This is a genomic window from Roseobacter phycocola, assembly GCF_042055075.2.
Classification (GTDB): domain Bacteria; phylum Pseudomonadota; class Alphaproteobacteria; order Rhodobacterales; family Rhodobacteraceae; genus Roseobacter.
Genome location: NZ_CP194010.1, coordinates 3,397,063 through 3,408,941 on the forward strand (window position 1 = coordinate 3,397,063; position 11,879 = coordinate 3,408,941).

10 protein-coding genes are annotated in these 11,879 nt (G+C 58.5%); 5 read left to right on the plus strand and 5 right to left on the minus strand.

The genetic code is table 11. The features are described 5' to 3' along the window. Positions 1-133: 133 nt before the first annotated feature. Positions 134-796 (plus strand): peptide-methionine (S)-S-oxide reductase MsrA, encoded by a 663-nt coding sequence (msrA, locus tag AB4K19_RS16830; protein ID WP_375229424.1) that lies wholly within the window; start codon positions 134-136, stop codon positions 794-796. On the opposite strand, the gene AB4K19_RS16835 is transcribed toward msrA, so the two are convergent. Together AB4K19_RS16835 and AB4K19_RS16840 are read right to left on the minus strand one after the other, a co-directional pair. Further along, complete coding sequence (locus AB4K19_RS16835; RefSeq protein ID WP_375229425.1) at positions 797-1,669, minus strand: ribokinase; 873 nt, start codon at positions 1,667-1,669, stop codon at positions 797-799. Next, positions 1,669-3,924, minus strand: coding sequence for an NADP-dependent malic enzyme (locus AB4K19_RS16840; RefSeq protein ID WP_436398382.1), 2,256 nt, complete (start codon positions 3,922-3,924; stop codon positions 1,669-1,671). The genes AB4K19_RS16835 and AB4K19_RS16840 overlap by 1 nt, the downstream gene beginning before the upstream one ends. Before the next feature lie 136 nt (positions 3,925-4,060). Here AB4K19_RS16840 and mutS point away from each other — a divergent pair, with 136 nt between their 5' ends. Next, positions 4,061-6,697, plus strand: a complete 2,637-nt coding sequence (mutS, locus tag AB4K19_RS16845; protein WP_436398384.1) for a DNA mismatch repair protein MutS — start codon at positions 4,061-4,063, stop codon at positions 6,695-6,697. Between the two features lie 68 nt (positions 6,698-6,765). Here mutS and AB4K19_RS16850 read toward each other — a convergent pair whose 3' ends face one another. Continuing rightward, entirely contained in the window at positions 6,766-7,329 is a 564-nt protein-coding gene (locus tag AB4K19_RS16850; protein WP_375229427.1) for a nucleotide exchange factor GrpE, read from the minus strand. A 10-nt stretch (positions 7,330-7,339) separates the two neighbouring features. After that, positions 7,340-8,404, minus strand: a complete 1,065-nt coding sequence (gene hrcA / locus AB4K19_RS16855; protein ID WP_375229428.1) for a heat-inducible transcriptional repressor HrcA — start codon at positions 8,402-8,404, stop codon at positions 7,340-7,342. A 113-nt stretch (positions 8,405-8,517) separates the two neighbouring features. Here hrcA and rph point away from each other — a divergent pair, with 113 nt between their 5' ends. The 3 genes from rph to hemW are packed head-to-tail and all read left to right on the plus strand — an operon-like array spanning position 8,518 to position 10,989. Then, positions 8,518-9,231, plus strand: a complete 714-nt coding sequence (gene rph / locus AB4K19_RS16860) for a ribonuclease PH (protein ID WP_300033028.1) — start codon at positions 8,518-8,520, stop codon at positions 9,229-9,231. Beyond that, positions 9,228-9,839 carry an RdgB/HAM1 family non-canonical purine NTP pyrophosphatase gene (gene rdgB / locus AB4K19_RS16865; RefSeq protein ID WP_375229429.1) on the plus strand — a complete coding sequence of 204 codons (612 nt, stop codon included), beginning with the start codon at positions 9,228-9,230 and terminating at the stop codon, positions 9,837-9,839. Before rph ends, rdgB begins: the two co-directional genes overlap by 4 nt. Then, positions 9,832-10,989: a radical SAM family heme chaperone HemW gene (hemW, locus tag AB4K19_RS16870; protein WP_375229430.1), complete on the plus strand. Its 1,158-nt coding sequence runs from the start codon at positions 9,832-9,834 to the stop codon at positions 10,987-10,989. Before rdgB ends, hemW begins: the two co-directional genes overlap by 8 nt. On the opposite strand, the gene AB4K19_RS16875 is transcribed toward hemW, so the two are convergent. Continuing rightward, positions 10,986-11,876, minus strand: coding sequence for a ParB/RepB/Spo0J family partition protein (locus AB4K19_RS16875; protein WP_375229431.1), 891 nt, complete (start codon positions 11,874-11,876; stop codon positions 10,986-10,988). The genes hemW and AB4K19_RS16875 overlap by 4 nt on opposite strands. Positions 11,877-11,879: the final 3 nt, after the last annotated feature.

Sequence of the window (11,879 nt, forward strand, 5' to 3'; positions counted from 1 at the left end):
TTACAAACCGACCGTAAAAACGGCCGTCGGCAATGCCAAGCCGTAAACTGTGCTCACCTGCGCGTGACATCACAGTCTGATGAATTGCCTGATCTCAGTTCGCGCTACACTTTGATCACAAAGGAGACCGAACATGCTGACTTTTTCCTCGCTGAAGACATACGCGCTGGCCGGAATGATTATGATCGGCTTTGCAGCCCAGGCAAAGATGGCCACTGCGGACGAACTGGAAACCCTGACCGTTGCCGGGGGCTGTTTCTGGTGCGTCGAAGCCGACTTTGAACGGGTCGATGGCGTGACCGGAGCCGTGTCCGGGTACACCGGCGGCACGGTGGAAAATCCGACCTATAAACAGGTCACCCGTGGTGGCACCGGCCACTACGAGGCGGTCCAGATCACCTATGATCCTTCAATCGTGTCCCGTGCCACTCTGCTGAACCTGTTCTTCCGTTCGGTTGATCCGACAGATGCCGGTGGTCAGTTCTGCGACCGTGGCGAGAGCTACAGAACCGCAATCTTTGCTGACACGCCGCAAGCTCAGGAAGAAGCGGCCGCAGCCAAGGCAAAAGCCGGCAAGGTGCTGGGTGCAACGATCGTGACACCGATCCTGCCTGCGTCGGAGTTTTACCTGGCCGAAGAGTACCACCAGGATTACTACAAATCGACCGATCTGGTGATCACCCGCTTTGGCCCAAAACGCAAAGCATCCGCCTACAAAGCATACCGGAATGCCTGCGGCAGGGATCAGCGGGTTCAGGAACTCTGGGGAGCTGACGCGCCTTTCCTGCCGAGCTGATCAGCGAAAAGTGAAATCCTCGATCTCTTTCAGATCGGGGATCACATCCGCAGTCCCCTCGCGCATCACCATCAGCGCTCCGGCTTTTGTTGCGAGGCCAATCGCCTGCGCCATCGGCATACCACGGTCGAGACCCGCAACAAGGTAACCGGTAAAGGTGTCCCCGGCGCCGGTTGTATCAACAGGATCGACCGGGATTGCCGGAAACGTGACAGGTTCCTGCCCTTTGGAAAACCAGACACAGCCTTCACTACCTTTGGTGACAACAACGTCATTGCAGGGCAAATCCCCCGGGTCAGAGCCTGTTTCCTGTGCAAGCTGCGCTGCTTCCACAGCGTTGAGAACCAACAGATCAACATGATCAATGACCGCGCGAACAGCATCAGCGTCAAAAGGGGCTGCCGCATAAACGACGCGCATCCCAAGGCGTCCGGCCATCTCAACTGCGTCGGACTGGCAATTCGTTTCGTTCTGCGTGACAAGAATGTCACCCGTTTGCGCAGTACTGATCGCGGCGCCGATCATATCTGCGGTGATCCCACGGTTGGCCCCGGCCAGAAGAACGATTGTGTTCTCGCCCTGCGGATCGACACAGATGTTGGCATGGCCGGTCGGCAGATCAGAGATCACGATATGCCGGGTATCAACACCGTATTCGAGCAACCGTTCCACGGCCCAGCGCCCGTCGGCGCCGACGGCACCGATATGCACAACTCTGGCAGCGGCCCGTGCAGCGGCCACTGACATATTGGCACCTTTACCGCCCAACCCGCGGATCATACTGCCGGCCGCAAGTGTCTCGCCCGCGACTGGCTGATGCGGGACCCGATAGACATTATCGGCGTTGATTGAGCCGAGGTTAAAGACGGTCATCAGCCGACCTTGCAGGCGGCGAGCACGGCCATGTTCAGGATATCGTTTGCTGTTGAAACCGTCGAACAGATCTGGATCGACCCATCCACACCAGCCAGAATCGGCCCGATGACAGTGGCACCGGCCATTTCCTGCATCAGTTTCACCGAAATACTGGCCGAATGTCGTGCCGGTACCACCAGAATGTTTGCAGGCCCGGTCAGGCGCGAGAATGGATAGGCTGACTGCGCCGTGGCGTTCAGCGCCACATCCACGGTCATCTCCCCTTCGTATTCAAAAGTCACACCGCGCGCATCCAGCACTTCCGGCGCGCGCGCCATTTTCTCCGCCCGCTCCGACACCGGATAGCCAAAGGTCGAAAAGCTCACAAACGCAACGCGTGGTTCCAGACCCATGTTCTGCGCCACCGTTGCCGCGCGTTCCGCGATGGTGGCAAGATCTTCCTCATCCGGCCACTCGTGTACCAGCGTGTCCGCGATAAAGATAATCCGGCCCTTGTGCAGCAGCGCGGTGATGCCAACCGCCCCGTCATACTTCGAAGCATCGTAAACGTGGTTGATCCGGTCCAGAATATGCGCGGATTTACGCGTCGCACCTGTTACCAGACCATCGCCGTGCCCGTGCGCCAGCATCAGCGCAGAGAAGACATGGCGGTCCCGTGCGGCGAGGCGATGAATGTCCTGGGCGTCAAAACCCCCGCGTTTGAGCCTGTTGTAGAGAAAATCCTTGTAGGTATCGAGGTGGTTCGTATTCGCCGCGTTCACGACTTCGATCTCGCGTACGGCATCGGGCATACCAGCCTTTTCCAGCTTGGCCTTCACATCGTCCTGCCGGCCGACGACCAGTGCTTTGCCGAGACCGGAACGCTGATACATCACCGCAGCGCGCAGGACACGCGGGTCATCACCTTCTGCAAAGATCATACGCGCCTGATTGGCACGCGCCCGGGCGTTGATGCCGCGCAGAATGCTCGCCGTCGGATCCATGCGTGTTTTCAGGGAAAGCTCATAGGCTTCCATGTCGATGATCGGGCGACGCGCGGCGCCCGTATCCATCCCGGCCTTGGCGACAGCTGGCGGCACGCGGTGAATAAGACGCGGGTCAAACGGCGTCGGGATGATATAATCGCGCCCGAACGACAGGCTCTTTCCATAGGCCAGCGCCACTTCGTCGGGCACATCCTCGCGGGCCAGGTTCGCCAGCGCATGCGCGCAGGCAATCTTCATCTCGTCATTGATCGCTCGGGCGTTGATGTCGAGCGCACCGCGGAAGAGATACGGGAAGCCAAGTACATTGTTGACCTGGTTGGGATAATCGCTGCGCCCGGTGGCAACGATCGCGTCCGGCCGGACCTCGTGTGCTTCTTCCGGGGTGATCTCCGGATCGGGGTTCGCCATGGCAAAAATAACCGGGTTATCTGCCATGCTCTCCACCATAGCCTGGGTCACCGCACCTTTGACCGAAACGCCCAGAAAGACGTCCGCATCTTTCATTGCCTCTTCAAGCGTGCGCAGTTCCGTCGCCACCGCATGCCCGGACTTCCACTGGTTCATACCTTCCGTACGGCCCTGATAGATGACACCTTTTGTATCGCACATGATACAGTTCTGGTGCCGCGCGCCCATCGCCTTGAGCAGTTCAAGACAGGCAATTCCCGCAGCACCCGCACCGTTCAGCACGATGCGAACGTCCTCGATCTTTTTGCCCGAAATCTGCAGCGCATTGATCAGGCCCGCAGCGCAGATCACCGCCGTCCCATGCTGGTCGTCATGAAAGACCGGGATATCCATCTCTTCCTTGAGGCGCTGCTCTATGATGAAACACTCCGGCGCCTTAACGTCTTCAAGGTTGATCCCGCCAAACGTGGGACCCATCAGACGGACAGCATCTACAAAGGCATCGACGTCTTCAGTATCCAGTTCGATGTCGATGCTGTTCACATCCGCGAACCGTTTGAACAGCACGGCCTTGCCTTCCATCACCGGTTTGGAGCCCAGCGCACCAAGGTTCCCGAGACCCAGAACAGCCGTGCCATTCGAAATCACCGCCACAAGGTTACCCTTGTTGGTGTAGTCGTAGGCGGTCTCCGGGTTCTCCGCGATTGCCTCGCAGGGCACCGCAACACCAGGCGAATAGGCGAGGCTCAGGTCGCGCTGGGTTGTCATCGGCACAGTGGCCGTAATTTCAAACTTTCCGGGTGTCGGCTCGAGATGGAAAGCGAGCGCTTCTTCGGCTGTAACGCGGGTTTTCGACATGTTTTTCGGCCTTTGCTGACGTTCCGGAGTTCTCTGCCTATAGCCCAGCGCTGCATATGCCTCAAGCGCAGGTGATTTGAGGCTTTTACCCGGGACTGAGCATTTGTAAGGTCAGCCGAAACCGCCGGGGGGCCCTATGACCGTCACGCCGATGATGGCGCAGTATCTCGAGATCAAAGCCGGGTATCCGGACGCTTTGCTGTTTTACCGCATGGGCGATTTCTACGAGATGTTCTTTGATGACGCCGTCGCGGCGGCAGAAGCTCTGGACATTGCGCTTACCAAACGCGGCAAACATGACGGCGCCGATATCCCCATGTGCGGTGTGCCTGTTCATTCTGCCGAAGGGTACCTGCTGACACTCATCCGAAAAGGATTTCGGGTGGCTGTATGCGAACAACTCGAAAGCCCCGCAGAAGCCAAGAAAAGAGGCTCTAAGTCGGTCGTAAAGCGGGATGTTGTGCGTCTGGTGACACCCGGAACGCTGACCGAAGAAAGCCTGCTGGAAGCGCGCCGCCACAACTATCTGGCAGCGTATTCCGAAGTTCGTGACACACAGGCTCTGGCCTGGGTGGACATTTCAACCGGGTCATTTCACGTGATGCCCCTGGATGCACTCCGCCTTGGTCCCGAGCTGGCACGCCTTGCTCCTTCGGAGCTCATTGTCGCAGAAACCCGCGAAGAAGATCTGCGCGAAACGGCCGCGGAGTTCGGCATCGCGCTGACCGGTCTGGCGCGGTCTGCGTTTGACAGCACCGGTGGGGAAAAGTCGGTCTGTGATCTTTTCGGCGTTGAGACACTCGATGGTTTCGGCACTTTTACGCGCGCAGAGGTCTCAGCAATGGGTGCGTTGATCCAATATCTGGACATCACCCAAAAGGGTCAGCTGCCGTTGCTGCGTCCGCCACAAAAGGAGGCCGTCGCCGGAAGTGTTCAGATCGATGCCGCCACACGCCGGAACCTGGAACTAACACATGCTTTGTCCGGTGGTCGGGCGGGATCGCTTCTTTCTGTGGTTGACAGGACCCTGACCGCCGGCGGTGCCCGCCTGCTGGAACAACGCCTCTCCAGCCCATCGTGCGACCATCAAACCATCCAGCAACGTCTGGAAGCGGTTGCGTATCTTCATGAACAAAGCGTGGTGCGCGATGACCTGCGCAATCTGTTGCGCCGCATTCCGGACCTGGACCGCGCCCTGTCCCGCCTGGCTCTGGACCGGGGCGGGCCCCGGGATCTCGCGGCTATCCGCAACGGCCTCACGGTTGCGGAGACACTTCAACATCGGCTGGCTGAGGCGGACACACCTGAACTGATTGGCCAGAACCTGCGCGATCTGACCGGACATGCCGACCTGATCGAAAAACTGGATGCAGCACTGATCGCAGAGCCACCACTTCTGGCACGGGATGGCGGGTTCATAGCACCTGGCCACGACGATGGCCTGGACGAAGCGCGGAAACTGCGGGACGAAGGCCGCAGCGTGATCGCAGGTATGCAGCAGCAATATGTCTCTGATACAGGGATTTCGTCTCTGAAGATCAAGCACAACAATGTGCTGGGTTACTTTGTCGAGACGCCCTCAACCCACGCGGACAGGATGCTGAACGCGCCACTGTCCGAAACATTTATCCACCGGCAGACCACAGCAAACCAGGTGCGTTTTACCACCGTTGAGCTGTCCGGAATGGAAACGAAAATCATCAACGCTGGCGCCCGTGCGCTTGAGATCGAAAAACGCCTTTTTGAAGTTCTGCGTTCGCATATCCTGGACGCCGCAGCGCGCATTTCTCAGACCGCTGGCGCAGTCTCAGAGATCGACATCGCCGCGGGTCTTGCTGAACTGGCGATTTCTGACAACTGGGTGCGCCCGGTCGTCGACAAAACCCGGGCATTCGCCATCAGCGGCGGCAGACATCCGGTCGTGGAAACGGCACTACGCCAGCAGTCGGGTGCGCCCTTTATTGCCAATGACTGTGATCTCTCTGCCGACGGGGGTGACGCCAATATCTGGCTTCTGACCGGCCCGAACATGGCCGGTAAGTCTACCTTCCTGCGCCAGAACGCTCTGATCGCCATTCTCGCTCAGATGGGCAGTTTTGTACCGGCGACCGCTGCGCATATCGGGATTGTCAGCCAGTTATTCAGCCGGGTTGGTGCATCCGATGATCTGGCCCGGGGCCGGTCAACCTTTATGGTCGAGATGGTCGAAACAGCAGCGATCCTTAATCAGGCTGACGACCGGGCACTCGTCATCCTTGATGAGATCGGGCGCGGAACGGCCACCTACGATGGTCTCTCCATCGCCTGGGCCACTCTGGAACATCTGCACGACGTAAACCGCAGCCGGGCGCTATTCGCGACGCACTATCACGAAATGACTGCTCTTTCCGGAAAGCTGGACGGTGTGGAAAACGCAACGGTCGCCGTCAAGGAATGGGAAGGCGAGGTCATTTTCCTGCACGAGGTCAGGCAGGGTGCCGCCGACCGGTCCTATGGTGTGCAGGTGGCACAACTTGCCGGATTGCCTGCGCCGGTAATCGCACGGGCACGTGTTGTTCTGGACGCACTGGAAAAAGGGGAACGCGAGGGCGGCGCCACGCAGAAGACACTGATCGATGACCTGCCCCTTTTCTCCGCCGCGGCACCTCCACCCGCCCCTGCACCGCGAACTTCAGCGGTGGAAGACGCGCTGCAGGAAATTCATCCCGATGAACTCACGCCCAGAGAGGCGCTCGATCTGCTCTATAAACTGAAAGAGGCGGCCAAAAACTGACCGCCGCTTCTTCTGGCTGAAAATATCCGGATCCAGCGTTTCAATTTCAACAAAACGCCTGATCAGTGTCAGCTGGCCGGTGTCGAGGATACGCCAACCTGCGCGGGCCGCAACAGCCGGTCGTGCAGCATAAAGCCCTCGGCGGCGACCTGAATAATGTCCCCGGCTTTTGTGCCAGGCAGCGGTGCCTCGAACATCGCCTGGTGCAGTTTGGGATCAAAACGCTCGCCGACCTCAGGCGCGATGATTTCGATGCCGTGCTTTTTGAAAACACTCAGCAGTTCCCGCATTGTCAGCTCGATGCCCTCGATCAAGGCAGCATTCGCTTCCTTCTGCTCATCAGTAACCGTCTCAATGGCGCGCTTCATGTTGTCGTAGACGGGCAGAATGTCACGGGACAGTTTCGAACCACCGTAGTTTTCCGCTTCGCGACGGTCACGGTCGGACCGCTTGCGGGAGTTTTCCGCATCCGCAAGCGCACGCATGAAACGGTCTTTGTATTCATCCCGCTCCGCTTTGACCTGCTCGAGCTCCAGGGCCTCGTCGTCAATCTCTGCCATATCTTCCGCAAAGGCTTCCGCCTCGGCGTCGTCGATGTCGTCCAGGAATTCTTCGTTCTTGGGTTCTGCCATGATCTTACCTCTAACTCCGGTCGGAGATCAGTTTTCCGACCAGCTGCGCCGTGTAATTCACGATCGGCACAATGCGTCCATAATTCAGTCGTGTCGGACCAATGACCCCAACGGCGCCAATGATCTTTCGATCAGCGTTCATATATGGGGAAACCACCAGAGAGGAACCCGAAAGTGAAAAAAGTTTGTTCTCAGAACCAATAAAAATGCGGACACCGTCCCCTTCTTCGGCAAGTTCAAGGAACTCAGCAATATCCCGCTTGCGTTCAAGGTCGTCAAAGAGGTGCCGGATGCGCTCCAGGTTCTCACCATCGCCCTCATCACTCAGCAGATTCGATCTGCCCCGAACGATCAGCCGTTCAATCTGGTCCCCCTCGCCTTCCCAGACCGCAAGACCGGACTCCACCAGATCCTGCGCCAGTTTATCAATCTCCTGACGCCGGTTGGAAATCTCTGCCTTCATGACGCCATGCAGCTCACTCAGCGTCCGTCCCTCAATCAGCGCATTCAGGAAATTCGCCGCCTCCCGCATGGAACTCGGAGTCTGACCCGGCGGCGGGGAAAACAGACGGTTTTCCACGTGGCCGTCCGCAAAGACCAGCACCACAAGTGCCCGGTCCGGAGACAGCGATACAAACTCGATATGTTTGATCGGCGCTTCACGTTTAGGCGTCATCACCAGGGACGCCCCCTGAGTTACGCCCGACAGCGCGGAGCCAACACGATCAAGCAGGCCGCCGACATCTTCAGAATTGGAAGCAGCCGTCGCGTCGATCTTTTCCCGGTCCAGCGCATCGGGGTCACCTATTTCCAGCAGCCCGTCGACAAACATCCGCAGCCCCATCTGCGTCGGAATACGCCCGGCACTGACGTGTGGGCTGTCCAGCAGACCAAGGTACTCAAGATCCTGCATAACGTTCCGGATGGTTGCAGCTGAAACCTTTTCGCTGAAGTCGCGTGTCAGGGTGCGGGACCCCACGGGCATACCGTCATCCAGATACCCTTCAACAACCCTGCGGAAGACCTCGCGCGAGCGATCGTTCATTTCTCCCAGAATATTCGGCGTATCGTTCATCACGGGTTCCCTGGCTGAAGCGGTATAAAAGCACAACGCGGCGGAAATTCAATCGGGGTTGCATCCCTGGCGTGCGGGCCTGTATCGGGGGGTGCACATTAAAAGGATATGTCATGCGTCCCTCTGGTCGAGAACTGAACGAAATGCGCGCCGTTTCTATTGAGACAGGTTTCACGAAACACGCAGAAGGGTCTGCGCTGATCAAGATGGGTGACACCCATGTTCTGTGTACTGCGACCATCGAAGACCGCGTGCCGCCGTTCATCAAAGGGTCCGGCCTTGGCTGGGTGACAGCCGAATATGGCATGCTGCCCCGTGCAACAAACACGCGCATGCGGCGCGAAGCTGCATCCGGCAAGCAGGGCGGGCGCACCGTGGAAATCCAGCGGTTGATCGGACGTTCGTTGCGGGCGGGTGTGGACCGCGTGGCTCTGGGCGAACGTCAGATCACCATTGACTGCGATGTCCTGCAGGCAGATGGCGGCACCCGCTGCGCCTCCATCACCGGTGGCTGGGTTGCGCTGAAACTTGCCGTCAACAAACTGATGAAAGCAGGCGATGTGATCAGCGATCCGCTGACCGATCCGGTCGCCGCCATCAGCTGCGGCATCTACGCGGGCCAGCCCGTGCTGGATCTGGACTATCCGGAGGATTCCGAAGCGGGTGTTGATGGCAACTTCATCATGACCGGCAGCAAACAGCTGATCGAAGTTCAGATGAGTGCCGAGGGATCTGTGTTCTCACGTGATCAGATGAACGCGTTGATGGACCTTGCGGAAAAAGGTGTCGGCGAACTGGTCGCCGCGCAGAAAGCAGCGACTGCATGACACGCAGGTTCGGCGGTGACCGCATTCTGATTGCCACGCACAACGCCGGCAAGCTCGACGAAATGCGACAGCTCTTTGCCCCGCATGGGGTTCAGGTGACGGGCGCCGCCGAACTAAACCTCGAAGAACCCGAGGAAACGGAAAGCACATTTGTCGGAAATGCGCGGATCAAGGCGCGCGCCGCAGTCGCCGCCACAGGTCTGCCCGCTTTGGCAGACGATTCCGGGATCGAGGTTGAAGCGCTCGAGAACCGTCCAGGAGTATATACTGCGGATTGGGCAGAAACACCTGACGGTCGCGATTTCCTGATGGCCATGACGCGGACATACAACGAGCTGGAAATGGTCGAAGCGGCCCACCCGCGCCGTGCCCGGTTTCGCGCGACGCTGGTTCTGGCATGGCCCGACGGGCACGAAGAGATCTTCGAAGGTAAGGTCAACGGTACGCTGGTCTGGCCCATCCGTGGTGAAACAGGCCACGGCTATGACCCGATGTTCATGCCCGATGGCTATGACATTACTTTCGCTGAGATGGACCCGGACGAAAAGAACCGTGTCAGTCACCGTGCGGACGCGTTCGGAAAACTGATCGACGGCTGTTTTGGCTGAGGACTGGGAAAACGGAGGCTTCGGCCTCTACATTCACTGGCCTTTCTGCGAGGCCAAGTGCCCCTACTGCGATTTCAACAGCCATGTATCCCGCAGGATCGACCAACAGGCGTGGCGTGATGCATACCTGACCGAGCTGAAACGCGTGGCCCGTGAAACGCCCGGTCGCATCCTGCGGTCTGTGTTTTTCGGCGGTGGCACACCCAGTCTGATGGACCCACAGAGCGTCGCAGATGTCATTGATGAAATCCGCAGACTCTGGCCGGTCGCCAATGATCCGGAAATCACGCTGGAGGCCAACCCCGGTTCTGTGGAAGCCGGTCGCTTTAAGGCCTATCGCGATGGCGGGGTGAACCGCATCTCAATGGGTATTCAGGCCCTGAATGACGACGACCTGCGCAAACTGGGGCGGATACATACCGCCGCTGAGGCGATGGCGGCGTTTGATATTGCCCGCAACACCTTTGAGCGGGTCAGTTTTGATCTGATTTATGCGCGTCAGGGTCAGTCACTGGCAGACTGGCGTGCTGAACTGACCAGAGCGTTGGGTCTGGCCGTGGATCACCTCTCGCTTTACCAGCTGACTATCGAACAGGGCACCGCCTTTGGTGACCGTTACAATGCAGGCAAGCTGCGCAATCTGCCGGACGATGATCTAAGTGCCGATCTTTATGCCATGACCCAGGACCTTTGCGGCGAACACGGGATGCCAGCCTATGAGGTGTCAAACCATGCACGTGACGGGGCTCAGTCTAGGCACAACCTGATCTACTGGCGATATGGTGACTATGCCGGGATTGGTCCGGGTGCCCACGGTCGCCTGACACTTGGCGGCAAACGTTTCTCCACCGAAACCTGGTCCAATCCGGACAGATGGCTGAAATCGGTTGCGGAGGGCACCGCCGAAAAACCAAGACACCAGCTGTCTGTTACGGATCAGGCGGAGGAATTTTTGCTGATGGGGCTGCGACTGCGCGAAGGGATTGATCCCGCCCGCTATCAGGCCCTCTCGGGTCGACCGCTTGATCAGCAATCACTTGCTGATCTGCAGGATCTGGGAATGCTGACAAGCGACGATAGAAAAATTATTGTTTTAGAACAAGGGTTTATGGTTCTGAACGCCATCATCGCACGCCTTGCCGGAGCTTAGGTTCCGCTCAGAATACGACACAACTCATCCAGCTCTTCCAGCGTTTTATAGTGCAGTGTGACCTGACCTGTTTCACCGCCCGGTTTGTGGGTCAGCACCACCTTCATACCCAGCGTTGCAGACAGATCACCCTCCAGTGCTTTCGTATCCGCGTCCTTTTCCACCGGCGCTCTCCCGGCCTTTTTGACCGGTGCCTCCCCGGTCTGTTCCTTTTTGACCAAAGCTTCGGTTGCGCGCACCGACAGGCCACCCTTGATGACCTGGCGCGCAAGACCCAGCGGATCCTCAGCCCCAAGCAGCGCCCGCGCGTGACCAGCGCTCAACTCATTTGTCCGCACCATCTCCAGCAGCGGTTCCGGCAGGTTCAGCAACCTCAGCAGGTTCGCAATGTGGCTGCGGCTCTTACCCAGCGCCTCCGCCATTTTCTCCTGCGTGTGCCCAAACTGATCCATCAGGCGGCGATACCCCGCCGCTTCTTCGATCGCATTAAGATCCGCCCGCTGGATGTTTTCAATAATGGCGACTTCAAGAACTTCGGCGTCAGAGAACTCACGCACGATCACCGGCAACTCATGCAGTTGCGCCATCTGTGAAGCGCGCCAGCGTCTTTCGCCCGCGACAATCTCGAAACGGCCATCCGCCATGGCACGTACAATCAGTGGCTGGATGACACCTTTTTCTTTGATCGAAGCGGCCAGATCATCCAGATCACCCTCCGCAAAACGTTTCCGCGGCTGATCCGGGTTTGGTGTGATCTGCTCGATCGGGACTTTCCTGTCAGCAGCCGAAGGACCTGCACTGGCCCGCTCTTCGGTTTCCGCCACATCTGACATCAGCGCTGAAAGACCGCGCCCCAGCCCTCTCTTGCGTTCGGTTCCACCCACCATAAC

Coding starts and splice junctions, on each gene's coding strand:
- msrA (WP_375229424.1), top strand. CDS start 134: ATGCTGACTTTTTCCTCGCTGAAGACATACGCGCTGGCCGGAATGATT.
- AB4K19_RS16835 (WP_375229425.1), bottom strand. CDS start 1,669: ATGACCGTCTTTAACCTCGGCTCAATCAACGCCGATAATGTCTATCGG.
- AB4K19_RS16840 (WP_436398382.1), bottom strand. CDS start 3,924: ATGTCGAAAACCCGCGTTACAGCCGAAGAAGCGCTCGCTTTCCATCTC.
- mutS (WP_436398384.1), top strand. CDS start 4,061: ATGACCGTCACGCCGATGATGGCGCAGTATCTCGAGATCAAAGCCGGG.
- AB4K19_RS16850 (WP_375229427.1), bottom strand. CDS start 7,329: ATGGCAGAACCCAAGAACGAAGAATTCCTGGACGACATCGACGACGCC.
- hrcA (WP_375229428.1), bottom strand. CDS start 8,404: ATGAACGATACGCCGAATATTCTGGGAGAAATGAACGATCGCTCGCGC.
- rph (WP_300033028.1), top strand. CDS start 8,518: ATGCGTCCCTCTGGTCGAGAACTGAACGAAATGCGCGCCGTTTCTATT.
- rdgB (WP_375229429.1), top strand. CDS start 9,228: ATGACACGCAGGTTCGGCGGTGACCGCATTCTGATTGCCACGCACAAC.
- AB4K19_RS16875 (WP_375229431.1), bottom strand. CDS start 11,876: ATGGTGGGTGGAACCGAACGCAAGAGAGGGCTGGGGCGCGGTCTTTCA.